This is a genomic window from Yokenella regensburgei (genome assembly GCF_051486985.1).
Classification (GTDB): Bacteria; Pseudomonadota; Gammaproteobacteria; order Enterobacterales; family Enterobacteriaceae; genus CBFFRJ01.
Window position 1 is genome coordinate 1 of the sequence record NZ_JAHVDV010000007.1, and the last position, 23682, is coordinate 23682.

Here is a 23682-nt window from a genome sequence, read left to right on the forward strand (position 1 = left end):
ACCTGATATTCACCCAGCAGCGTTTTCACTATCTGCACCGCCGTCTGACCCTGGAAAATGCGCAGATTGCGGTCACGCTTCATCGGCCACAGGTCCGGTTCAACGGTAAGCTGGTACACCGCATAGCGGGTGCCGGAAAGCTCCACGGCACTCACCGCCACACGGGTGATTTTCCCGTTAAGATAGCGCGGGGCCCCCGCCGTCCGGGTCGGGATGGAGACGGTCGCAGACTGACCGAGCAACTGACTGCGCTCCAGGCGCGCATCAGTGCCAAGCAGCGTCAGCTCCAGCGCAAACGGCTCTGACAGGGCTTCCCGCCCGGAGAGTTTCCAGAAAAGCAGCCCCTCAACCGGGAGTTGTACGGTTATACGATTAAACATATCAGTGCATCCGAAAAGTTATATCGTTCACAATGACCAGCGGACGGTGCGCCTACCCCCTCCTCCCGACGCGTCGGGGTGAAGGGGTAAGGGGCTACTTTCCGCGATGAAATTTAATCCCCTGAATGGTGTCCTGATACTGCTGCTGGTGGTGAAGGCTGAACTCATCCATGCAGGTCGCCACATAGCTCACCAGTTTCTTTTCGCCATTTGGCGAGTCGATAAGGATAAGGGTCTGGCGCTGGAAGATGATGTGATTGTCATTTCTGAACTGGTAAAAGAGTTCAAAAGCAGGATAGCTATCCACCGTCAGCATTTGCGTTGATTCAAGATAGAAGTCCGTCAGCGTTTCATTCAGTTCACGTAGGGTACGGGCAGCAATGTCATGCACTTTATCGTCAGGCTCCGCACGCGTGCGTGAGACGACAAAGGTAAATCCGCCACTGCCATCATGGCTTTGTCTGAGTACATTCATCATTTATTCTTAGCATCATTGCGCAATGCCGTTGAGAGTAAGTCACCGCTGCGGGTTCACAAGCCAGGTTCCGGCGCTGGCTATCGTCAGTGTCTGGCTACGGGACTGGCCGTTACCCTGAAGCACAAGCTCATAGCGTCCGGGCGGCAATTTTACGGTCGCAAAACCGCTGGTCGCGGGGCTGACCGACTGTGCTTCACCATTAAGCGAGAGGGTTTCCCCTTCGTTCATCCGCACGTAGACCTGGGCTACAGGTGCTTGCGGCGCGACGGCAGCCGACGGCTGCACGACGGGTTCTGGCTGGCCTGGCGCTGTTGCGGGCGGTGTGTTCTGCGCGGTAGCACTGACCGGCGGTTGTGCGGGTTCAGGCGTCGTGGCGGTACCTGCAACCGGTGCCTCCTCTGACGGGCTGTGGTCGGCCTGCGCGGTCGTACTCTCCGGCGCGGAGTCCTGATGGAAGAGGATCCCACCGGCAATTAACCCAACCAGCACCCCTGCGGCTATCAGCCCTGGCACCTTGTAACGTCGCCAGTCCAGCATGCCCGGTTTTTCTTCCACCTCTTCAACGGGCACCAGCATGGTGCCGGGCTTTTTAACGCTTACCACGTCATTCATCCCGGCGACGGGCATCTCGATCAGGGCGGCGAACTCATCGATGGTTTGCGGCCTGTCTTCCATCTTCAACGACAGGGCTTTATCTACCGCGATCAGTAATGGCGCCGAATACCCCGGCAGATGGCGGCTTATTAACGGCTGGTAGCCATCCTGAATACTGCGCACCACGCTGACCGGCGGCGGGGAGCCGACAATCAGCGTGTGAAGTACCGCGCCCAGCGCATAGATGTCTGTCCACGGCCCCTGCTCGCTCTCGTTATCGTCGGTGTACTGTTCGATGGGAGCAAACCCGGGGCGCAACATGGTCTCAGTTTCATCGGAAACCGAGCCTATGCTGCGGCGTGCGGAGCCAAAATCAAGGAGTACGGGCAGGCCGTTATCCTGGATCTGAATATTATCCAGGGAAATATCCCGGTGCAGATAGCCTTCGTCGTGAATAGTTTTGATTGCCCCCAGCAGCATGGGCAGCATACGGCGAATCCACGCCTCGTCGACAACGTGGGGGGATTTCTCCCGCAGGCGCGACAATGTTGTACCGCTGTAAAATACGGTGCCCATGTAGGCAGTGTCGTTCTGAACCCAGAAACGGAGCACGTGCAGCAGGTTGGGATGGTTAAAGCGGGCCAGCAGTCGCGCTTCCTGAATGAAACTGTTTAACCCGGCAGAAAAGGCTTTACTGAAGCGGTCGCTGCGTAAGACCAGCGTCATATCATCGTTTCGTACCGCTAAAGAAGAGGGCATGAACTCTTTGATAGCTATAGTGCGCTCAAGCTGATGATCCCAGGCACGATAGACAATGCCGAACCCGCCCCCGCCAATCACCTCTTTGATTTCGAACTCATTGAAGCGGTAGCCGGGTGGCAACGCGTTCGGTACCGTCCGGTTGTTATCATTTTCCGTCATTAGTCAAACTCTCCTGGTTGTTGCATCAGGCCGCAAATTCACACTGGAATTCGCCCTGTTCAAAGGTAATACGTAGCTGCCGGAAACGCTCATCACGCGCGCTGGCATCCAGTAAAATCTGGCTCATTTGTGGCAGGAGCGTATTGGTCAGAATGGCATCCACCATACGGCCACCCGATTCGACATCGGTACAGCGCTGGACTATCTGCGTCACCACGCTGTCGTCCACCTCGCAGACAATCCCGTGATTATCGGCCAGGCGTCGTTGAATACGTTTCAGCTGCAGGCGCACAATCTGTGCGAGCATGGTGTCGCTGAGCGGATAGTAAGGCACCACCAGCAGACGACCCAGCAGCGCCGGGGGGAAAACCTGAAGCAACGGCTGGCGCAGCCCGTCACGCAGCGTCTCAGGGTCCGGCAGGAGCTCAGGGTCAGCACACAGGTTCGTGATGTACTCCGTACCCACGTTAGAGGTCAGGATGATGATGGTATTGCGAAAATCGATGTGCCGTCCTTCGCCATCCTCCATCCAGCCTTTATCAAATACCTGGAAGAAGATCTCATGCACGTCCGGGTGCGCTTTTTCGATCTCATCCAGCAGGACCACGCTATAAGGACGACGACGCACGGCTTCGGTGAGTACGCCGCCTTCACCGTAACCAACATATCCCGGAGGCGCGCCTTTCAGGGTCGATACCGTGTGCGCTTCCTGGAATTCACTCATGTTGATGGTAATGATGTTTTGCTCACCGCCGTAGAGCGACTCTGCCAGCGCCAGTGCGGTTTCGGTTTTACCCACCCCCGATGGACCACAAAGCATAAACACGCCGACGGGCTTGTTCGGATCGTCCAGACGCGCACGCGAGGTGCGTACACGGCGGGCAATCAGCTCCAGCCCGTGCTGCTGACCAATAACCCGCTCTCCCAGCGTATCCGCCAGCCTGAGCACCGCGTCTATCTCATTTTTCACCATCCGCCCCAGCGGAATACCGGTCCAGTCGGCGACCACGGCGGCCACAATATTGGCATCGACGGAGGCAAAGAGCAGCGGCGTGTCGCTCTGCATCTCCCGCAGTGCCCGCAGGCTCTGCGCCAGCGTTTCCCGCAGCGCGTCAGGCGACGGGTCGCTTTCATCGCGTAACTGCGCGCGCATGCGGATAATGTCATCCACCAGCGCCTGCTCCTGCTGCCAGCTCTGCGTCAGTCTGTCCCGTTCGGCTTCCAGCGCCGTGCGTGCGGCTTGCAACTGCACGACGCGTGCTCCGTCGCCTGCTGCCATACGCTGCTCGCGGCTGGCAATATCGATTTCCACCTCCAGCGCCGCAATGCGGTTCAGGCAATCTTCCAGCATCGGCGGCGGCGAGCTCTGGCTGACGGCGACCCGTGCACAGGCGGTATCCAGCAGGGCGACGGCTTTATCCGGCAACTGACGTGCGGGAATGTAACGATGTGAAAGCTTAACGGCAGCGACAACGGCCTCATCAAGCAGCAGCACGCGGTGGTGTGTTTCCAGTGCGGAGACAGTGCTGCGTAACATCAGTACCGCTTTTTCTTCGTCCGGCTCCGCCACCTGCACGGTCTGGAAACGCCGGGTCAGCGCCGGATCTTTCTCAATGTATTTTTTATACTCAGCCCAGGTAGTCGCGCCAATGGTGCGTAGCTGCCCACGGGCCAGCGCAGGTTTGAGCAGGTTAGCGGCGTCCCCTGTACCCTGCTGACCACCAGCGCCAATCAGCGTGTGGATCTCGTCAATAAACAGCATTACTGGCGTCGGGCTGGACTGGACCTCATTAATGAGCCCCTGAAGGCGCGCTTCGAATTCGCCTTTCATGCTTGCCCCGGCCTGCAACATGCCGATATCGAGCAGCCAGAGTTCCACGTCGCGCAGCGGCTCAGGCACGTCACCGGCGGCAATACGCAGCGCCAGCCCCTCTACGACTGCGGTTTTACCGACCCCGGCTTCCCCTGTCAGCAGAGGGTTGTTCTGCCGGCGTCGCATTAAGATGTCGATCATCTGGCGGATCTCTTCGTCACGTCCGACGACCGGATCAATTTTACCTTCACGCGCCCTGGCCGTGAGATCCTGACCGTACTGCGCCAGGCTCCCCTTCTGCGCGGGTACCGCCGCGCTGTTCTCCGGCGCAGTGAAGGTTTGCGTCGCCTCTTTGCTCTGCGCAAAAATCTGGTCGAAATCGTCCAGTAACGTATCGACACGAATACGCTCAAACTGCGGAGAGATGCCTTTGAGCACCGTTGCCAGGCTCCAGGTTTTCAACAGGCCAATCAGCAGATGCCCGCCACGAATGCGGGTCACGCCAAATTTCAGTGAACCGTAGACCCAGGCGCGCTCCACGGCGGTATCAATATGCTCCGAGAGATCGGAAACCGATGTGGCTCCGCGCGGCAGGGCGTCCAGGGCCCGAATGATATCGCGACTGAGCTCCTCTTCACTGAGATTGAAATGGTGAATGACCTGTTGCAGGTCGCCCCTCTCCTGCTGCATCAGCGCATGCAGCCAGTGGACCAGTTCCACATAAGGATTACCGCGCAGTTTGCAAAACGACGTAGCACTTTCCAGCGAAGTAAATAACAGCGTATCCAGTTTGCCGAAAAGCACGGCACGGCTAATTTCTGACATGATCGATTCCGTGAATGAATGAAATTGCGTTGGACGGAGCTCAGTGCTCCGGGCTGAAAACCAAATCGCCGCGTGGAACGGCCTGCGGCTGCGTACCAAGCCAGGCGCTGTAGCCAAGACGTTCGCTGCCGCCCAGCGCCGCCCCGGTGACATCCTCATGTTGTAACCACACGCGCAGTGACCATTTATATTCAATGCCAAGATACTGGCGGACCCAGTCACGCACGCGCTTTTCCGCATCATTGCCGGGCAAAAACTGGCGGTAGGAGGCCTGGTTCAGGGGGCCGATATCGATACGAAAACAGTGCGTAACGTCGCGAACGGCTTCGCCGAGAAAGGCCGATTCGCCCAGCCGAGGGGCATGACGCCCCCCCTGCAATCGCGCCCGCTCACGTGGGCTCAGCGGCATCCATTGCGGCACGTTTTCAACGACCCTGACCGGTACACCAAAATAGTGACGGAGAATTTTTTCCAGCCCTTCAGGATCGCGTCCGTTACGGGTCAGGTGGCCTGCCAGCGCAAAACGCGCGTGGGGGCTGAGACTGCCTTTGTGCAGTTGCCCGGGCTGGCCCATGCCGATTAAGGAGGCAACATACTGTTCAAAGCGGCGATTGTCGGCACGATCCAGTGAGACCGTAGGCTGCGCATCGGCCCAGGCACGGTAGAACAGTAAGGTCAGGCGGTGATGAAAAAGATCGGTGAATGCCGTTAAGCTCTCATCCTGATGATGATCGATACGCTCACGTGCATACTCCGTTAAATGTACCGGCAGTGGGCCATTCGGCCCGAAGAGACCAAAACTCAGAATAGATACATCATAAAGCGTCGAGGCGTCCCGTCTGCTCACCCCGGCCAGGGTTGAAGGGGCAAAACCCAGCGAAGGCTTTTGCCCGATACGTAACGGCTCAAAGCGCGGTAGCGGTGCGCGTCCGAGGGGATAACGTTCTCCTGCCTGCGCGTCGATGCGCCGTAGCAAACTGAAGAGATCGTAACGCCAGGGCGCCACCATGACGTTTTGCCAGAAACCGTCAGGTAAGGCTCTCGCACGCCGGATAGCAGCATGAGGTGTGACGACATCGGTCATAGTAATGCCCTCTTGCCCATCCGTGGGGGCCAGTAGCCAATTTCACCCCGTTGCAGACTGTTCAGGGTAAACTCGGTGAAACTGTTCATCGCCACAAGGCGCGAAAACACGCGCTCCAGAACGCTACCAAATAACCAGGGGCTGAAGCCGGAAAAGGCCTGTTCATCAACCGTCAGGCTGATGCCAACCCCGCGGGCAAAAACGATCGGACCCGGTTCAGGCACCCGCCGGTGTACCGGCTGCAGGAGGCATTCGCGTACCCCTTCAATCTGTCGCGCCACCGGGGCTTCTGCCAGCCGGGTATAGAGTCCAAGCAACTGGCGTAACGCTGCAGCCCCCTGTCCATCCTCACCGTCCATCAGGCTTAAATAGTTCATCTGCAGCTGGCTTATCAGTTGCCAGGTACTCAGCCCTTCGGCCAGGGCGGGACGCGGAGGCGTCGGGCCTTTGCGCAGGCGCGGCGTTTTTACGGGCAGCGAATCGGGAAGCACAAACTGCCCCAGCTCCTGTTGTAACAACAAAGGCAGATCGCGGCTGGTACAAAGGACGTCGGCGGTGATATAGCGCAGACTTTCATCCCAGGGAGCGTGCTGTTCATCAACCAGCGAGGCAAACACTTCTGATCCCATATATCCGGTGCGGGTGCCGTAACGCTGGGCATGCTCAGAGAGCGCGCGCTGCTCCCGACGCAATGAAAAGTAGGCTCCGTAGTTACCATCATCCTGATTCACGCTGCGCCAGAACGGGCGAAAAATCTGGTCATCACGCTGCCCGTCGCGGCTGGCGTAGATTTTGTTTACTGCATAAATTTCGTAATCCAGCGGGCGGATGTTGTCCACCACCAGATGGTACTCATACTGGTTCTCCTGCAGCTTTTGCCGCTCCGCCGTTTTACTGAACAGATTGATAACCGGCGTGCAGTGCAACGCCAGATGGCTTTTATCGACCACCCGCTCCAGTTGCGCATCGGCTTTATCCAGCAGGATTATGATGTCAAACGACTTCGCCTCTTTGCAGTCTGCCAGCAGCGGGCGCAGACCCTGAATACTGAAAAACAGAAACCGTGACGGAAAGGCGAAATACTCCTGCAGCAAACGGTAGCCATCAAAGTTGCGTAAATCTTCAGGTAGCAACGCCTGATCGGAGTCAAAACCTTCGTGACGCAGCGCCCCGGTGCCAAGGGATATCGGCGCGTTGTCGCTACCGGGGATGAGCGCAACCGCCCCAACCTGATGCGCCATCAGCAGTTCCAGCAGTTGTAGCGCCTGCATGTCCGGCCCGCTTAAAAAAAATGACACCCGATCGAAGTCGAGATGAGCCAGTTTTGTGGCCCCCTCACAGGAGAGGCGAATACGCAGCGCACTGGCCGCGCCGCTTTGCGAAAGTCCGCAGCGGGCCAGTGGCAGATCCGCCGGAACGCCACCAAGCTCAGTGAGCGTAATGGAGAGCGGCAACAGAGTGACATCATGGGCGGTGGTGTAACTGCAGGTGACACCGTTTTTTTTCAGCGCCTGGCTGTCCATCATGGTCCCCCTCGGAACCACAAACCCTTTGCTTAAATCGCCCTTCATGGCATCAGGCTGAAATTCAGCAATCGCCATAGAGGGAGTGGGAGCCAGATAATTGGGGGCAATCATCTCCATCAAACGTTCGGAGAAGCGCGGAAACTCGGCGTCCATTTTGAGCTGCACACGGGAAGTCAGAAAGGCAAACCCTTCCATCAGACGCTCAACGTAAGGGTCGGCCACATCCATGCCGTTCATGCCCAGACGCCCCGCCACCTTTGGATAACGCCCGGCGAACTCCTGGCCCATCTCCCGCAGCCACGCCAGTTCGCGGTTATAGTATTCGAGCAGTTTGCTTTCCATACTTACCCTTCATCCCTTAATTCGAAATGGCCGTTTTCCAGATCCACATCGGTACGGAAAAGAAAGGTCAGCGGATAGGGAACGCACCACAGGCGACCTTTAATTTCTATCGACAACACGTTATGCAGATCCAGAGACTGGGTATCGGAGATGCAACGTACCGACAACCCCTGAGGCAGGATCCGCGGTTCGAAATGGAGGATGGCCTGCGTGAGTTTCTGCTGGATATCCTGCCATTCAATATCAGACATCCGTTTACCAGCCAGCGGTGCGACACCAAAATTCACCACCGAACGGCGAACGTGGTGCAGGCCACTGAGATCGTTTTGCGCTTCGTTATTGATGGTGTTGAACAGCCATTGCAGATCGCGAAGTACGTGGCGACGCAGCGCGGCGTGCGCAATCAGCGTGCTGTTACGCGGTTCCTGACGCTTTTCCGGCGCGTCGTCGGTGAGTCTGTCCAGCAGCGAAGGCTGCATTTTGTCCCGGCTGCTGACGTTCTCTTTGTCCCGTCTTGCCCGCCAGCCGTTATGCAGCAGGTTACTGTCATCCTGTGCCGGGTTACTCATGGTCGGTTGCCTCATCAAAAGAGACGACCGCCAGGTCAAGCAGCGGAAACTCAGCGGTATCGTTCAGCCAGACTTTTTGCCCCTGTCCCAGGTAGTGCGTCTCATCAGCGGACACCGCCAGCCACTCGGTGGTGCGTGACAAACGGAAACGGTCCTCAGCCCCGGCGTCGAACGGGTAGCGAACCGGGATCTGGCAGACCTGTTCGCTGCCATCCTGTAAACGAATCAGCGTATGACGCCATACCAGATCGGTTACGCTTGCAGGCGGCTGAAAGGTCATCTGTTCAATGGCGCTGAAGGGTAGCCAGCAGTAGCGGCCATTAACGATGGTTTCACACACCGGTCCAAAGCGACAGTCGCCATCCATGAGCCAGTCAAAACGCCGGGTCTCGCCGTTGTGCAGCGTTAACTCGCCGGCAACCGCATCGGCGTGTTCAAGCGCCATCATTCGCCGCGCGCTGGCCTCAGCCCCTGCGTCTGCCAGAGAGGCGACCATCGTCTCCAGCCACGGCCACTGGTGGGCTGGCATCATGGGACGCGCCCGGCCTGCTAAAACGTCTGCACGCACTTTTTCGCCGTTAATCGCCTGCTCAAGCAGGGTAATGGTGGGCTGCGCCTGCGGGGTAAGTGCCAGCCAGCTTTTCAACTGCGCCAGCGCGCGTGACCAGTTCCCTTCCAGACACAGCAGCTGGACAAACGCCGCGCGCAGGTCTGCGTCGGCAGGTCGCGTACGAATTTGGTTTTCCAGATTCTCCAGGCTTACCTTCAGGGAATCCCCTGCGAGTAGTGCTTCAAGCGTATTCATAAACGCTCCAGTGGGTTGGATTAGGCATGGTGAGTCGTGGTTACCCTCTGCCTGAGACAGCGGGCAAGGCGCCAGAATGTGCCCCTTTGTCCCCTCGTCCTGCGCCGATGCGTCAGGATGAGGGGAAGATGTCGGACAGGGATTAATGCGTCGGCGTGTATTTGCCTACCGCCGGGTCGCGTAACTGCGGGCGCAACGCATCAATCAGCACGATGTTAAGGCGCGTTCCCGGTGCAAACCACGGGGTCCAGTTTTCACGGACTTCGTCAAGACGGGCGCGCAGACGCCCCTCATCGCTGAGCAGTTCCCGGGGCACCTCCACGGCGATGGTGCCGTTTGCCTGCCAGGCATTCAGGCTGGCATCATAAGGCAGCAGCATCCAGCTCTGACCGGAACGCCCTTCGCTGACCACCATGCGCTCATTATTAACCGTCGTGATCAGCAGTCGATCGGCATCCGCGCTTTGGTTAAGGCCGCTTACCGGAAAACCGTGCACAAAGGTCATGGATACTCTTTTTTCACCCTCTTTGCTCAGTTGAACCACTTCGCTGCGGCCGTTGAGCCAGCCGCCCTTTTCACACTTTCCATCCTCTTTAGCCGGAATGAAGAGTGCGGAGGTGCTGCTGTCGCCCTGCCAGTAAGTGCGTAAATGACAGCCGTCATGCATGGTGAACTCCTGCCAGGGCGTGCGATTTGCCGCCACGGACATCTCCTCCGGTCGACCTTCCGGGAGGGTATAAGCGGGCGCGGTCGTTGGTACGGTAGCGTCTGGCGTCACGGGGGTGTCGCTTGTGGCAGGGGTGGCGACTTCAGGCACCCAGTCTTTGGATTTTTTTGCCGTCCCCTCTGCCAGCGTGACGTTTTTTGCATCCGTCATTTTCCAGTTGACCTGGGTAAGCGCGCCACACTGGTTCTCCAGCAGTGCGCCGAGACGCGGCATAAAGGTGTCAAGCACAGTGACTTTCTTGTCGCCGTTGGCGACGATACGCAGCGGTAAGGTCTTCGCACACCAGCTTTGAGGCGAGTTATCCACAATGTTGTCGATCCAGATATCCAGTTTTTGCGAGGGGGATTGCACAATGCGATAATTTTCCGCCTGGGCACAAAAACCCACGGTCAGCAGTGCCAAACCCGGAAGCCAACGTTTCATAAAAATCCTTGTCAGTCTGTATCAGTCACGAAGAGGGAGAAATTGCGCCGCTTGCGCCAGTGAGTGCAGGAGCGTCGTATCCTGCGGTGCGCCAACCCATACGGCCACCGCGCTGTAGTTATCCTGCTGGCCATCGCTCTCCACGTTGTTTCGCAGCAGGATCTGATTCATTAGCGTCAGCCAGTCACCAGGGGTATTGACCATATGCAGTGACTGCTTCATCAGCTCTTCACTTACCCCATGCCAGAAGCCATCGGTGCAGAGTAAAAATACGTCACCATCCTCAATAGGCACCACATCGCTGTAGCTGGCTTCGCGCTGATCGTCACCCAGACCCAGCGCGAAATAGAGTAAGTTGCTGTTTATCCCCTCCGTCTGATGACCTGCGTCTTTCATTTGCTGAACCAGACTGTGATCGGTGGTGACGTGGTAGAGCCACCCACGGCGAAAGAGATATAAACGGCTGTCACCGGCATGCGCCCAGTAGGCCAGATGAAAATCCCGGTCAATGAAGAGACTGACCAGGGTGGTGCCCATCCGGGCGTTTTCATCTCCTGCTTTCTGCTCGGTGCGGATAGCCTGATTAGCACCATTTACATAGTGGCGGATGGACTGCGCATTGAGGTGCTTTTCACCGTCGAAGCCAGTAATAATGGCGTTGCGGGCCAGGGCGGCCGCCACATCGCCACCGGGCAGGCCAGCGATACCATCGCAGACCACAAAGCAGGCCGCGCGATCGCCAATGGTTTCGCCGGTCTGATCCTGGTTGCTGGATCGTCCGCCCTGTCGGGAGAGGGAGGCTGTGCTGATATTCATTATTCTTCCGATCCGCTCTGTGAGTCTTTGTACTGGTTTACCTCCATGTCGTAGGCGTGCAGGAAGGCTTCGCCAAACAGAGTATGGAAGTCGTCATCAATCTCACCGGCCGTCTCGGCATAACGGCGTACAAAGTAGTCCCACAATGCCGCCTTACGGTTGGAAAGCATGCCAAGACGTGCCAGGGAACCGTCCCGTTTTGCCTCTTCTTCCAGCAACTCAGGATTAAAGGACTGCAACATGGCCGCGATAATGGCGCGGATGCCGGAAATCATGCCTAACTGGTGTGCCTGAAGGTCAATGAGAGCGTCACGAACGGATTTTTTCGGCGGCATAAAGCCCGGCATACGGGTGCCGTACATCTGCATCAACACGGTTTTACCGGACGGCAGGAGTTTGAAAGGGTTATTGGCGTCGTCTAACACCATCGTCATGTCGGCCTTGACGCCACGCTTCAGAATGGAACGTGACGAGAGCAGCGCCACCGTGCCCTGAGAGAACATACTGAGCATCTGCCCGAGCTGGCGCATATTTTCTTTGTCAAACTGTGGCGTTGGCTGCATGTCGCCAAGCCCCATCCCTTCGAGCAGGGCATCGAGCAGTTCGCCCTTCAGAACATCACCACTGTCGTTTCCTGACGCAGGGGCAGACTCACTGCGCACCGGGTCGATGCGTAAGCGCCCTTTCGGCGTCTGTACCGCCGCCCGCTGTACCGTTTGCGGTGTGGGGAGCGTGATCGGCACATAGTCAGGCAGTGGCTCGCTGAACGGGGGCACCTCTGCGCTCTGCGCCGTCTGCATCACCTCAGGTTCTTCCGCTCTGGGTTGCGATTCCGGTTGCGGCGACCCAGCTGGCAGGATGTCGTCAGTATGCGCCAGCGGCACGGCACCGCTGAGCAGGCCAAGGGGATCATCGTCGCGGGTGGTTGCTGCCCCACCGCCTGCACCGCCGAACAGCGCCAGGGGATCGAGTTCATCCTGCGTGGCGTGGTTGTCAGCCGCGGGCTGCCCTGTGGGCGGTACCAGAGTCGAGGGGGTGGCATCAGCAAAAATGCTGTCACCTTTAAACGGTGTGTCGTCGGTAAAGAGAGTGTCCGTGTTTACCGTGCGCGGCGCGATGACTGGATCCGCTTTACCCAGCAGAGCGAGCGGATCTTCCGGGTTACGTTCCGGGGCATCCGGAGCGGCAAAAGGGTTTGCCGCCGGGGTGTCCTGCGGTTTGGCCCGCCCGCGGGAGATGCTGTCCGAGATGGAAAACTCCTGCATCAGGCTGTCCCAGATTTCGGTGGGCACGGCGGCAGGCGTCGCCTCTGTTTTGCTGGTTTCTTCGGGCAAGGGCTCCGGCGTCAGTCCAGCCTGTACGTTGGCAGCCATACGGCTTACCGGCTGCGTATCAAGGATAAGATCACTGACTTCAATTCGGTATTCGTCAATGCCAAGAATATCACCATCCTGTAACTCCACCTGGCGCCCGCGCTCCAGCGGAATATCATTCAGCACCACGCGTGTTACGTTGCCACGGTTGGTGATACGGCACTCTCCGTTCCCCGAAATATGGACAATAGCCTGTAAGCGGGAAATGGCCCGATCGTTATCGGGCAAGACCAGATTGTTGTCGGTTCCCCGGCCAATGGTGCCCCCCGGCGGGTAAAAATCGCAGCGGCTTTGCACGGGTTGATGGCCGGGTTTATTGGTGACTATTGTGAATCGCATAGCGTTTTCCTGCTGGAGTTATTCGCGCTCAAACGGCGAAATTTGCCTTAAACGGTGGCGTTTGCCTGTCTGGAGAGTCAAGTTTTGCTGGACCGGTCATTCTGGAACCGGTTCAGGTACAGGTTTCGGCGCGCAAGCTTTTCCGTGGCCGACGCGCAAGGATTCAGAACGCATCCAGGCTGTGAGACAGCACCTCAAGCCGATCCTGCATGGATTTCTGCAGGCAGGTTTTATCGTCGGCGCAGCCATTTCGTTGCGCCAGCCATGCTTTTTGCCCGCTAATCAGGGAAGCCTGCAGGTCGCTCTTGTTGAGTCGGGCGGCTTCCTTGCGATATCTCTTCCATGCGCGTGATACGCTGACATCAAGTGAGGCCAGGGAAGGATTGTCACAAATGGCTTTTTCGCTCGCTGTCGCGGCGTTATCGCAACTGAAGGATGCGACGGGTTTGCCATGCTGTTCTACCGCTTTCAGGCTCAGAATCGTGCCATCTGTCCAGTTCAGTAGCACCTTATTGCCCGCGAAGACAATATCGACCGGCGTGTTGCCATCACCATTGGTGAACTGCCCCGTTTTACAGTCGAGGGTGGTGACGACCGCCTGTTCAGCGCCGGCGATGCCAAGCCCATAATTTTTAGCATTCGCATCGTCACCGGTCCCAAATACCCTGGTAATCCAGGTATCGAGTTTTTCATTTTTTTGTGTATACGATGGCGACTGGCAATGCGCACCACTGGGTAAGTCTGTTGCGATCGCATCGGGAGTGAGTGTTAAAAAGCGCCCGACCAGCCGATCGTCATCACTCTCATAGGTCAGCGTTCGCCCGGAGAGATCGTTAATCGCTACGTCAGAAACCTGCCAGACGCCGAGCGGTGATTTTTCAGTAACTGCCAGACTACTGGCCGTGAAAAAGCCCGCGTTCAGGATAAGGGCGAGGGTAACGACTTTCGGCACGTTCATCTCTTATGTTCACTTTGTAATCAGGGTGCCATACCCGTGATAAACGGGGCCAGCAGCAAGGTATATCTGCGCGCAATTACGCCTCATCACATCTCTCTTTTGAGGCAATAACGCCGCGGCTGGTTAAGCGGCGGGCTCATGCGCCAACACACTTAAACAGAATAGCTTTTTATAAAGTATTTAAGGCCAGGCATTCCCCTGGCCTGTTAGCACGTCATACATTAATACGTATTACGCTTCTTTGTTCTCTTTAATGTTCCAGCCTGAGCTGGTTTCCGCACCTTTACCACCTGCGGAAGATTGCTCCCAGTATTGTTGTTTCACTTTCGCTGCCTGGAAGGCATAGGTTACGCCGACGGTATCACCATTATCGGCACCGGTATATTGCACAGACGTCACCAGAACTTCTTCCAGTGTAATACGTGCATATTCCACCTGCTGCCCACCCGCTTTGCAGACGGACAATTCCACTTTGCTTAAGTGTTTACCGCTGGCGCAGTGTTTGAGAATAGCCGTCGTGGCCTTATCAATGAGCGCATTAATATGAAGATCGTTGAAGTTAACTTTACCGGCACCACCGCCGCCGCCAACGCTCATATTTCCCGGTTGGGACGCACCCCAGGAAAAAGAAGTAATATCTGTCCATCCAGTGTGATTAGAATCTTTTGATTCACCCGTCACACCGTCGACCTTCAGGAACATATCAATAGCCATAATATCTACTCTTCGTGGTTGAACAATATTGCTTTCGAAAAAGCACTTATATGGCAAAAAGGAAAGCATGGGGCCAAATAAAACCATCCATATTTTACCTCTGCCTCGGTTCTGAATAGTTAAACTATTCAGTATTCTTTGTCGCCTGCATAAGGCAGGTAACAGGAAACCTTGCGTCAAAACTCATCGCGTTAGCGCGCATGTTGTTTTATTCTTCGGCCATGACCGTTGATAAATGTGAGATAAGGTAACGATCGTGAGCAAAAGGGTTTTGCTTATGCTGCTGATGCTATCCATCGCCGCTGGCGTATATTCATTTATCGATCTCAGCCGTTCTCTCTGGCTGGTACTGGAGTACGAACCGTTGATGGCCTGTTCTTCAGGTGCCTTGCTCGGAAAATTTCTTTTTTTAGTCTGCACGCTGTTGGCGTTTGTTTTGATATACCGCAGGCTCAGACATCGGTGCTGAAGTTGCGCTGGCGCTTCGCTTATTCACTCTGCACGCGCCAGCAGCCGGGATAATTAATTCAGCTCCCAAAACCAGACTTCTTTGCAGTCAAAATAACAGTTGCTGTTGCACTGAAACATATTATCTTTATCCGGCTCCAGCATATCGATGTGCCCGCCACCATAATCTACAATTTGATGAAAATAGATCACCCCTTTGCGATTTTGTAGTTTGCGTGCGGCCTCCTGCAAATCCGAATAGAGTTCGGCCTTACCAAACACATCCGGGCGGTAAAGCTGATCGGCCAGCAGTTTCGCTCCCGTTTCAATTTTCTTGCCTTTGTAGGGGCCTGTTTTAATCGGCAGACGCCCCTGGAAGGTGATGTTGCATTTTAAAAGAGCCAGGCTCATCCGTACTGCACATGTATTTTCATATGCAGGGCTCATTTTCAACATTTCTTCCAGGGTGTAACCAATTTCAGGATACACATTTTCGCTATCGACAAACCCCTGACGGTAGGGATTGGATGAGTAATGGTTCTTTTTAAGCTGGGCATACAATGGTTTCATGACTGCGGTCCCTTTTGACAGGCGTGATTCTGGATCATCGCTTCAAGAATGAGCGTCGAGGCTCGCTCTTTTAAGCGCTCCGGAGGTAACTTCTTAAAATAACGATGCACGACTTCATGTACCGTAAAGATTTTAAGCGTCTTGTAATCACACCAGATTTTCCCTTCCGTCGCATCCAGCACCCCCAGCAGATATAAATCAGCTTTCAGACGTTCCGGGTTTTCTTCACCTGAACGCCATGCCGTTAAAAATTTTTCACCCGTCAGGTTGACGTTGGCAGGCCAGATCAGCGAAGGATCTTTTGGGAAAGTACTGTTCGAAATAGATTCTGCCGAGGCATCCAGCGCCGGGGTCAGCATGGTGGTCAGAGCAAGAACGAAAAGCAGGGACGACCGTGTTGTCCTCATTTTCAGGGAAATCTCCTTAACAGGGCCGGCATCATGCGGCTTACCATTACAACCGCTATCAGCCTGATGCCAGGCAACATGAACAGTGATGACTTTTACCAGGCTGCCGGGAAACCCCGCGGCAGCCTGATGCGGTTACGCCTCTTTCGTTTTCAGCGACGGCAGTTTTGACACCAGGCGCAGTGAGACGGTCAGCCCTTCCAGCTGATAGTGCGGGCGCAGGAAGAATTTCGCCGTGTAATAACCGGGGTTATCTTCAATTTCCTGAACCTGTACTTCGGCGGCCGCCAGCGGTTTACGCGCTTTGGTCTCCTGAGAAGAGTTTGCCGGATCGCCGTCTACATAGTTCATCACCCAGTCGTTGAGCCAGCGCTCCATCTCATCGCGCTCACGGAATGAACCAATTTTGTCGCGCACGATGCACTTAAGGTAGTGCGCGAAACGGCAGCAGGCAAAGAGATACGGCAGGCGTGATGCCAGCCGGGCGTTAGCGGTGGCGTCAGCATCGTGGTACTCGGTCGGTTTTTGCAGCGACTGTGCGCCGATAAAGGCAGCAAAGTCGGAGTTTTTACGATGGATCAACGGCATAAAGCCATTTTTGGCCAGTTCAGCCTCCCGACGATCGCTGATAGCGATTTCTGTCGGGCATTTCATGTCTACCCCACCGTCATCACTCGGGAAGGTATGGCACGGCAAGTTTTCCACCGCGCCGCCTGACTCCACGCCACGAATTGAGGTGCACCAGCCAAACTCTTTAAAGGAGCGGTTGATATTGGTTGCCATCGCGTAAGCGGCGTTGGCCCAGGAGTAGTTGCTGTGGTTAGCGCCGTCAGTCTCTTCTTCAAAGTCGAAGCTGTCCACCGGGTTGGTGCGAATGCCGTACGGCAGGCGCGACAGGAAACGCGGCATGACCAGCCCCAGATAGCGCGCGTCTTCAGATTCCCGCAGAGAGCGCCAGGCGGCATATTCGGTGTTCTGGAATATTTTGGTCAGGTCGCGCGGATTGGCGAGCTCCTGCCAGGATTCCATCTGCATCACGCTCGGCGCCGTGCCGGTAATAAAAGGACAGTGTGCGGCCGCACCGATACGCGCCATCTCTCCTAACATCTCCACATCCTGCGGGCTATGGTCGAAGTAGTAGTCACCCACCAGGCAACCAAAGGGTTCGCCCCCGAACTGACCATACTCCTCTTCGTAGATCTTTTTGAAGATGGGGCTCTGGTCCCAACCCACGCCTTTATAGCGCTTCAGCATCCGCCCGAGTTCCGGTTTCGCGATGCTCATAAAGCGAATTTTCAGCATCTCATCGGTTTCAGTGTTGTTAACCAGATAGCTCAGGCCGCGCCAGGCGCTTTCCAGTTTCTGAAATTCCTCATGGTGGAGGATCTCGTTTACCTGCCGGGAGAGTTTTTCATCAATGCCGGCAATCAGGTTCTGAATGGTGCGATAGGTGTCGGAGGAGAACGTCACGGTGTTTGCCAGCGCCTGCTGCGCCAGCGTCTGCACCGCCGTTTCCACTGCCGAGCGGGCCTGTTCGGTTTTCGGGCGGAACTCTTTGTTCAGCAGCGCGCTGAATTCGTCCTGGCTGAAGGTTTCTTCGCGCTGAAGTTCATGCTGTTGTCCTGGATTGCTCATGATTTACTCCTCTTTCCCTTGCGCGCTGTCGTGGTTGTCTGGCAACTGGCTTAACGATTTGAGCAGCGTCGGATCTTTGAGGATGTTGGCAATCAGCTCCTCAGCACCGTTTTTGCCGTCCATGTAAGTCAGCAAATTGGAGAGTTGCGTGCGCGCCTCCAGCAGTGCGTTCAAGGGTTCAACCTTGCGGGCGATCGCATCCGGCAGGAAATCTTCCATGCTGTCGAACGTCAGGTCGACGCTCATCTTCCCTTCGCCGGTGAGCGTATTATCGACCTGAAACGCCACGCGGGGTTTGAGGGCTTTCATTCGCTCGTCGAAGTTATCAATATTTATCTCATGGAATTTGCGCTCTTCAATAGAGGGAAGGTTTTCGAGCGGTTTCCCCACGAGGTCAGCCATTACTCCCATCACAAAGGGAAGCTGGATTTTGCGCTCCGCGCCGTATACTTCCACGTCATACTCAATTTGTACGCGTGGCGCGCGGTTACGCGCGATAAATTTTTGCCCACTGTTACTTCTTGCCATGATGTTCTCCGTCGAAGGTGCGCGGTGACGCTATCGGGATGATTTCACCCTGTTGTCAAAGGTTATGAGTGACGCCCAAAAATGTTTTCCAGTTGCTGGACGCCATCCGGGGCGAGGTCGCGAATGATCGCCATAAAATCCTGTTCAATGAGCCGCTGTACGCGATCGATCATGAGCGGCGCCGGGTGGCTGGGTTCGTGCCGGGTAAAGTAGAGTTTTACTTTTTCGAGCATCAGTTGTGCATCGGCCCGGCTGGTTATCTCCGTGCTTCGCCAGTCGCTGCGCGCGGGCTGCGGGGTGACCAGTGCGGCTTCAGGAGCAGCATCCGCTGGCGTGACAGGTGCCTCATCCAGAGGTGCGGTGGAGACGCTGGTGATGAGGGCTGTCGTTCTTATCAACTGATCCATTTCCGGCGCGCCGCTCTCACTCAGTTTGTCTACCAGTCCATCGCGAAGGGCAATAAGGCTCAGGTGGATGCGCCGCATAATACTGTTGTCACCCTCGCCGGTGCGGGCCAGTTCATCCACCAGCCGGGCGCGGCCGCCGGGAAAACCAGCACACTCCGTTTTGCTGCCATCCAGTAACGCCTGCGCATCGCGCACGCTTATCTCATCGCCGTTGCTGCGCAGCAGCACACACTGGCGCAGCGTGGTCGTCAGGGCCGATTTGTCACCGATGCTTGCCAGCGCGTTGATGCGGTAAAAAGGATCATACTCACCGTTTTCGGTGAGGGCGGGCCACAGTGCTTCCCAGTAGATCTCCAGCGCCTGTTCAATCAGCGACAAGCCGTTGGCATACCCTTCCAGCCCCTGACGACGGGTCCAGGCATGGGTTAAGGCGACCATTACCCGCAGATCTTTAGTGCGGGAAAGGAGCGCCGTCGCCAGTTTTTCCACCCGGTTCCAGTCCGCAGGTTCGGCCGGAATAATCGTGTCGCCAAATTGTTGCTCGGCTTTTCCCTGGCTTGCCTGCTCCAGTGCCTGGAACTCGGCGTCATACTCCAGGTTCTCGCCGCAGGGCTGCTCTGGGTTAACTGGAGCAAGTAAAGTTTCAATGGTCATGGTCTGCTCCCTTATTCAAACATCGGCGGATAAAGTCCGTGTCGGCCCGGTCGCGCCCCGCCTGCCGGGTCAAACAGCAACGTGAACAGCTGTCCGGTGAAGTTTCCGCTGTGCACGTGGGTATAGAGCGGATACCCGTCACAGCGGTTGGTCCACCAGAAGCTGGTCTGTCGCTGCGGGTCAAAACAGTCGGCAGCCTGCTGCCAGCCGAGGGTGGATTCTGCGTCGCCGTCGTAACCGAGGACATCCAGAATGTCGGAACGGTTTTCCACTTCCCCCGTCTGCGGCGTGGCTATCGACAGTAACGCCTGATCCAGTTGTTCAGGTGAATAGCTGTTTTTAACGCCATGCAGAAGGGTGCGCCCCAGTTGCTGATACCAGTCGCCAGAGAGACTCAGCTGGCGGGGTGACCACTCCTGAGGGTTTATTGCCAGCAAGGCGCAGACCGGATACTGTCGCCCGACGCTGTCGCGTCCCGGCAGTAAGCAGCCCATCTGCACCTGCTGGCCGCCTAACATTGGCGGTACCACGAAGTTCCAGACTGGCGCACTTCCGAACTTGCGCTCCGGGGTACTGTCAGCCTCTTTCTGCCAGTTCAGCAGGCCCAGCTGAAACCAGTGCGACCACTGACGTTGCAGGGCGTCCGGGAAACGTCGCTGGAGAAAATCGCCGGCACTGGGTAGTTTTCCGTACCAGCTTAATAATGAAGATGTTGTCATTCGGCTTTCCTTGCTGTTAGGGACACGCGAAACGGGGAAGCTGAAACGGGTTACGAATGCTGCCGGGAATAAACTCCAGCGTGACCTGATGCCCGTCGACGTTAAAAGTGGCCTGGCGCGCAAGACCGCTGCTGCCGGCACTTACCCGCGCCTTATCGACAAAACGGTTCAGCGCCCAGGCACCGTTACTGACCAGCGTCGAGGTGGTGCCATTGGTCAGTCCCAGTTGCATACGCACCTGATTGGTGCCACCAGGGCCTGGCCAGTTGATCACCTGTACCGCCTGCGGACCGTGGCTGTAACGGAGGATCTGTCCGTCAACGTCAAGCGTTAAGTTGAGGATGGCGTTGTCCATTTGTACGGTGCGCACGGTGGTACGAAAAGAGGGGGTCGTGCTGCCGTTGGCAAAAAACGCATCCCGAATGGACTGTGCCTGCTGGAACGGGGCCAGTAACCCCTCACTGCCCGGCAGGGTTTTCCCATCGATGCCCGGCGTAAAGCGCCAGGGTGACTGGGTGGTATCCACTTTATTGGTCAGGTTGTCACGAAAGAAGCTGTCCATCAGGCCGCTGCCAGGAGCAAACATGCGGGCCAGATCGTCGGGGGTGACTTCGGCGCTTGCATTGCGTACCAGCGGGTAACGTCCGGCGATCGCCTGACGGCAAAAACTGCCCACTTCGACGCTAATGCGCTTTCGTACGTTATCGAGCTCCCTACGCTGGGTATCACTGCTTGCACCAACGGCCATGTTGCTGAACATCGACTGCAATCCGCCGGGCAGACGGCCTGCGCTGGCCTGCAGACGGCTTATCGCCTCGCCGCCTGGCGGTGGCATTCCGCTGTTAGCGGCATCCTGTACCGCGGTCAGGTATCGATAAAGCTCATCCACCTGTTTGAGAAAATCATCAATCACCAGTGCCTTGCCCCCCTTTTCCAGCGGCTCAGCCAGCGCAATAACCGGGGCGTAATAGTCGGTGACCCGCTGCTCCGGTGATGCATTTGTCGCCGCCACCGGCACATTGTCAGCAGAATCGCGATGCCCGAAAAGGACATCCAGGGTACGACTGGTAGAGCTGGTTTCGGTGGCTTTTTTCTCGCCTTCCTGCGGTAAATCACGCGTCAGGGTTAACACTTTACTCAGATTAACTACCAACTGGCGTAACGGTGAGGCGTTGCCGGAGAGCAGGCGCGCGGTGTTGATTCGCTGCGTCAGGTTGGCGCTGTTATTAAGCTGAATGTCGCTTAAGAAATGGTCCCACTGCGTAATAAAGTCGCGGGCGTAGAGCTGGCGCACCGCCATATCGGTTTCCTGCGAGATCTGCGCCTGTGAGCTGCCCAATACCCACATGTCATCATCATGCAGCGCTTTAGTGACCGGACCAATTTGCGGATCAACATGCTTCCAGTAACCGTCCGGGGTGAAGAGCCCCGGCACGCCCTCGTTGAGCGAAGTCCCGCTTTTTCGTGAGAAAACCAGTTCACTTTGCGGCCCGCCCAGACTTGCCAGCGAGACCGGTTTGAGATTTTCATCGGCCGCGAGCAGGCGTTTAAGGCGACCATAGACGCGGGTTGCCAGGGGTTGCTGGTTAATCAGTGCCTGCTCCCTGGCAATCAACGCCTCATCTTTGGCATAGGGCGAGGATTGAATTTGTGGCTCCAGCAGCTGCGTCAGGTGCCACGCCATACGGCGAAGCTGAGCCTTTGTCATCGTCGCCGGCAGGTTACGCTCCAGGTTGAGCATGACCCATGCATGAAGGAATTTACCGTCGTAATGTTTCGGCTGATACAACATCTGATAAGCCTTCAGCGCTTCGTAGCTGTACTCTGCGTCCTGTCCGTTATCGCTGCGTAACCACTGGGTGATACGGGTTGCGACATCCGGCAGCAGTAGCTGATCGAGCGCTTTCTGGTACAGCGTTTGCGAGGCATCCGCCACGTCGTGACCACGGTAGAGCCCCATGCGACGGGTTAACGGAGGATCGTTTACATCAAAGGCTTCGCTTTGCGGCAGTTCGCTCAGGCTGTCGAGCAGGGGGAGCAGCGCAAAAAGATCGCCCTGCGTCCGGGCTCGCAGGGCTTTTACCTGCTCACTGATACCCGGCACTTTGGCATCCACTTCCGCAAGATAGTCCTGGTTGTTGTTATAGCTGGTAAGCCACAGCCCGCCGATTACGACAAGCAGGGCCAGCAATGCCGCATAGCCTGCCCACATCACCGCCCTGTTGCGCATCTCCCACCAGCGGTTTTGCCCGGCAATCCCCGCCTCCTGGAAAATGACGTTCTGCAGCAGGTTTTTGATAAAGAAACTCTGACCTTTATTGCCAGGCACCGGCTCTTCTTTGCTAACCGTATCCCAGCTCTCAGCACCTTCCCCTCTGGGCAGCGACAGTGAACGGGCAAGTTCCCCCATCACCCTGTCAAACGGCAACCCTTCCTGCGTACCGCTGGCAAGATAAATACCGCGGGGAGAAAATTCGGTTTCAAAGTTTGAGCGGGCAAACAGGGTTTGCAGGTAGTCAGCCAGTAAAGGACGCAGGGCCGCGAACTCCTGCGGGAAGAGATAACACTCCGCCCGCGCTTCGGCATCGCTCTCTTTTAACAGAATGTCCGGCAGTGCGGCATCCAGACGCTGTTGCAGCAGTGAATATTCCTGACTGAACCGTCCGTGAAGATCGAACCCGGCCTGTTTCCCCTCTTCCCACGGAAACGTGAAGCCCCAAATCTGATCGCGCTGGGCCTTGTCAAACCCGGCGAAATAGGCACGAAACCCTTTAAGGAGATCGGCTTTGGTCACCAGTACATAGACCGGAAAACGAATACCCAACTGCTCATGAAGCTCGCTCAGGCGCTGGCGCAGATTTTGCGCCTGTTCGCGGGAGGCTTCCGGCGACTGCGTCAGCAAATCTGCCACGCTGACGGTGACGATGACGCCATTGATGGGCTGTCGGCGACGGTATTTTTGCAGCAGGCCGAGAAATTTCAGCCACTCGCTGGCGTCCTGAGCCTGTTCACTTTGCTGCGTACTGTAGCGCCCGGCGGTATCCAGCAGTACGGCTTCGTTGGTAAACCACCAGTCGCAGTTACGCGTGCCGCCAATCCCACGTAGTGCCGTCTTGCCGAACTTATCCGCCAGCGGAAATTGCAGCCCGGAATTTACCAGCGCAGTGGTTTTCCCGGCACCCGGAGCACCAATCATCACATACCACGGCAGTTGATAGAGGTACTGGGTGCTAAAGCGCTGTGTCCACGCAGTACCACGCTGTCCTGGCTGATTAAAATGCGCTTTTTTGAGGATTTGCGAAGCTTCCTCAAACCTGTCGGTCAGGATCTGGTCTTCATTGCTCAGACGCTTGCTGTCGCCTGGCGTTGCGGCCGCATTATCACTTTTCAGGTTGTCCATCAGTTTGCGATTGAGCCAGGCGTTGTACAGACGCGGCACAATGTGGCTTTGCATCCAGATGAAGTACATTACTGCGATAGTAATAATGCGGTTTTGCTCAGACTCCAGCGGGCGGGAGTCAACTACCGATAACAGCGGGCCAATCATCCAGACCACGGCTGCCAGCGCCGTCATGCCAAGAAAACCCCACAATATGCGGTTAGTCAGAATAGAAAGCAGACTCATCAT

Annotated in this window: 20 protein-coding genes; all 20 read right to left on the bottom strand. The window is 56.5% G+C overall.

The window, feature by feature from the left end; all coding sequences use genetic code 11:
• A partial coding sequence (locus KXR87_RS06935) for a contractile injection system protein, VgrG/Pvc8 family (protein ID WP_437431531.1) occupies nucleotides 1-380 on the bottom strand: 380 nt, incomplete at its 3' end.
• 94 nt (nucleotides 381-474) lie between these two features.
• On the bottom strand, nucleotides 475-858 hold the full coding sequence (locus KXR87_RS06940) for a DcrB-related protein (RefSeq protein WP_437431532.1): 384 nt from the start codon (nucleotides 856-858) through the stop codon (nucleotides 475-477).
• Nucleotides 859-897: 39 nt separating this feature from the next.
• Complete coding sequence (locus tag KXR87_RS06945; protein WP_437431533.1) at nucleotides 898-2373, bottom strand: serine/threonine protein kinase; 1476 nt, start codon at nucleotides 2371-2373, stop codon at nucleotides 898-900.
• Between the two features lie 25 nt (nucleotides 2374-2398).
• Nucleotides 2399-5011 (bottom strand): type VI secretion system ATPase TssH, encoded by a 2613-nt coding sequence (gene tssH / locus KXR87_RS06950; protein WP_437431534.1) that lies wholly within the window; start codon nucleotides 5009-5011, stop codon nucleotides 2399-2401.
• A 40-nt stretch (nucleotides 5012-5051) separates the two neighbouring features.
• On the bottom strand, nucleotides 5052-6095 hold the full coding sequence (gene tssG / locus KXR87_RS06955; RefSeq protein ID WP_437431535.1) for a type VI secretion system baseplate subunit TssG: 1044 nt from the start codon (nucleotides 6093-6095) through the stop codon (nucleotides 5052-5054).
• The gene (gene tssF / locus KXR87_RS06960; protein ID WP_437431536.1) at nucleotides 6092-7963 is read right to left on the bottom strand and encodes a type VI secretion system baseplate subunit TssF; all 1872 of its coding nucleotides are present in this window, start codon (nucleotides 7961-7963) and stop codon (nucleotides 6092-6094) included. The genes tssG and tssF overlap by 4 nt, the downstream gene beginning before the upstream one ends.
• Before the next feature lie 2 nt (nucleotides 7964-7965).
• Nucleotides 7966-8532 carry a type VI secretion system baseplate subunit TssE gene (gene tssE / locus KXR87_RS06965; RefSeq protein WP_437431537.1) on the bottom strand — a complete coding sequence of 189 codons (567 nt, stop codon included), beginning with the start codon at nucleotides 8530-8532 and terminating at the stop codon, nucleotides 7966-7968.
• The gene (locus tag KXR87_RS06970; protein WP_437431538.1) at nucleotides 8525-9337 is read right to left on the bottom strand and encodes a type VI secretion system accessory protein TagJ; all 813 of its coding nucleotides are present in this window, start codon (nucleotides 9335-9337) and stop codon (nucleotides 8525-8527) included. Before KXR87_RS06970 ends, tssE begins: the two co-directional genes overlap by 8 nt.
• Before the next feature lie 142 nt (nucleotides 9338-9479).
• Nucleotides 9480-10487 carry a hypothetical protein gene (locus tag KXR87_RS06975; protein WP_437431539.1) on the bottom strand — a complete coding sequence of 336 codons (1008 nt, stop codon included), beginning with the start codon at nucleotides 10485-10487 and terminating at the stop codon, nucleotides 9480-9482.
• A gap of 21 nt (nucleotides 10488-10508) precedes the next feature.
• Nucleotides 10509-11303, bottom strand: coding sequence for a PP2C family protein-serine/threonine phosphatase (locus KXR87_RS06980; RefSeq protein ID WP_437431540.1), 795 nt, complete (start codon nucleotides 11301-11303; stop codon nucleotides 10509-10511).
• Nucleotides 11303-13015, bottom strand: a complete 1713-nt coding sequence (tagH, locus tag KXR87_RS06985) for a type VI secretion system-associated FHA domain protein TagH (protein ID WP_437431541.1) — start codon at nucleotides 13013-13015, stop codon at nucleotides 11303-11305. Before tagH ends, KXR87_RS06980 begins: the two co-directional genes overlap by 1 nt.
• Before the next feature lie 163 nt (nucleotides 13016-13178).
• Nucleotides 13179-13973, bottom strand: coding sequence for a lysozyme inhibitor LprI family protein (locus KXR87_RS06990; protein WP_437431542.1), 795 nt, complete (start codon nucleotides 13971-13973; stop codon nucleotides 13179-13181).
• A 231-nt stretch (nucleotides 13974-14204) separates the two neighbouring features.
• A complete protein-coding gene (locus tag KXR87_RS06995) occupies nucleotides 14205-14687 on the bottom strand; it encodes an Hcp family type VI secretion system effector (RefSeq protein WP_437431543.1) in 483 nt (160 codons plus the stop codon).
• 522 nt (nucleotides 14688-15209) lie between these two features.
• Complete coding sequence (locus KXR87_RS07000) at nucleotides 15210-15704, bottom strand: T6SS effector amidase Tae4 family protein (RefSeq protein ID WP_437431544.1); 495 nt, start codon at nucleotides 15702-15704, stop codon at nucleotides 15210-15212.
• Nucleotides 15701-16111, bottom strand: coding sequence for a Rap1a/Tai family immunity protein (locus KXR87_RS07005; RefSeq protein WP_437431545.1), 411 nt, complete (start codon nucleotides 16109-16111; stop codon nucleotides 15701-15703). Before KXR87_RS07005 ends, KXR87_RS07000 begins: the two co-directional genes overlap by 4 nt.
• 135 nt (nucleotides 16112-16246) lie before the next feature.
• Nucleotides 16247-17746, bottom strand: coding sequence for a type VI secretion system contractile sheath large subunit (tssC, locus tag KXR87_RS07010; protein ID WP_437431546.1), 1500 nt, complete (start codon nucleotides 17744-17746; stop codon nucleotides 16247-16249).
• Between the two features lie 3 nt (nucleotides 17747-17749).
• Nucleotides 17750-18274, bottom strand: a complete 525-nt coding sequence (gene tssB, locus KXR87_RS07015) for a type VI secretion system contractile sheath small subunit (protein ID WP_437431547.1) — start codon at nucleotides 18272-18274, stop codon at nucleotides 17750-17752.
• A 62-nt stretch (nucleotides 18275-18336) separates the two neighbouring features.
• Entirely contained in the window at nucleotides 18337-19335 is a 999-nt protein-coding gene (gene tssA, locus KXR87_RS07020) for a type VI secretion system protein TssA (protein WP_437431548.1), read from the bottom strand.
• An 11-nt stretch (nucleotides 19336-19346) separates the two neighbouring features.
• The gene (gene tagF / locus KXR87_RS07025; protein ID WP_437431549.1) at nucleotides 19347-20054 is read right to left on the bottom strand and encodes a type VI secretion system-associated protein TagF; all 708 of its coding nucleotides are present in this window, start codon (nucleotides 20052-20054) and stop codon (nucleotides 19347-19349) included.
• Nucleotides 20055-20070: 16 nt separating this feature from the next.
• Nucleotides 20071-23682 carry a type VI secretion system membrane subunit TssM gene (gene tssM, locus KXR87_RS07030; RefSeq protein WP_437431550.1) on the bottom strand — a complete coding sequence of 1204 codons (3612 nt, stop codon included), beginning with the start codon at nucleotides 23680-23682 and terminating at the stop codon, nucleotides 20071-20073.

Coding starts and splice junctions, on each gene's coding strand:
- tagH (WP_437431541.1), bottom strand. CDS start 13,015: ATGCGATTCACAATAGTCACCAATAAACCCGGCCATCAACCCGTGCAA.
- tssA (WP_437431548.1), bottom strand. CDS start 19,335: ATGACCATTGAAACTTTACTTGCTCCAGTTAACCCAGAGCAGCCCTGC.
- KXR87_RS06995 (WP_437431543.1), bottom strand. CDS start 14,687: ATGGCTATTGATATGTTCCTGAAGGTCGACGGTGTGACGGGTGAATCA.
- KXR87_RS07005 (WP_437431545.1), bottom strand. CDS start 16,111: ATGAGGACAACACGGTCGTCCCTGCTTTTCGTTCTTGCTCTGACCACC.
- KXR87_RS07000 (WP_437431544.1), bottom strand. CDS start 15,704: ATGAAACCATTGTATGCCCAGCTTAAAAAGAACCATTACTCATCCAAT.
- tssH (WP_437431534.1), bottom strand. CDS start 5,011: ATGTCAGAAATTAGCCGTGCCGTGCTTTTCGGCAAACTGGATACGCTG.
- KXR87_RS06975 (WP_437431539.1), bottom strand. CDS start 10,487: ATGAAACGTTGGCTTCCGGGTTTGGCACTGCTGACCGTGGGTTTTTGT.
- tagF (WP_437431549.1), bottom strand. CDS start 20,054: ATGACAACATCTTCATTATTAAGCTGGTACGGAAAACTACCCAGTGCC.
- KXR87_RS06940 (WP_437431532.1), bottom strand. CDS start 858: ATGATGAATGTACTCAGACAAAGCCATGATGGCAGTGGCGGATTTACC.
- tssB (WP_437431547.1), bottom strand. CDS start 18,274: ATGGCAAGAAGTAACAGTGGGCAAAAATTTATCGCGCGTAACCGCGCG.
- KXR87_RS06970 (WP_437431538.1), bottom strand. CDS start 9,337: ATGAATACGCTTGAAGCACTACTCGCAGGGGATTCCCTGAAGGTAAGC.
- tssM (WP_437431550.1), bottom strand. CDS start 23,682: ATGATGAGTCTGCTTTCTATTCTGACTAACCGCATATTGTGGGGTTTT.
- tssF (WP_437431536.1), bottom strand. CDS start 7,963: ATGGAAAGCAAACTGCTCGAATACTATAACCGCGAACTGGCGTGGCTG.
- tssE (WP_437431537.1), bottom strand. CDS start 8,532: ATGAGTAACCCGGCACAGGATGACAGTAACCTGCTGCATAACGGCTGG.
- KXR87_RS06980 (WP_437431540.1), bottom strand. CDS start 11,303: ATGAATATCAGCACAGCCTCCCTCTCCCGACAGGGCGGACGATCCAGC.
- tssC (WP_437431546.1), bottom strand. CDS start 17,746: ATGAGCAATCCAGGACAACAGCATGAACTTCAGCGCGAAGAAACCTTC.
- tssG (WP_437431535.1), bottom strand. CDS start 6,095: ATGACCGATGTCGTCACACCTCATGCTGCTATCCGGCGTGCGAGAGCC.
- KXR87_RS06990 (WP_437431542.1), bottom strand. CDS start 13,973: ATGAACGTGCCGAAAGTCGTTACCCTCGCCCTTATCCTGAACGCGGGC.
- KXR87_RS06945 (WP_437431533.1), bottom strand. CDS start 2,373: ATGACGGAAAATGATAACAACCGGACGGTACCGAACGCGTTGCCACCC.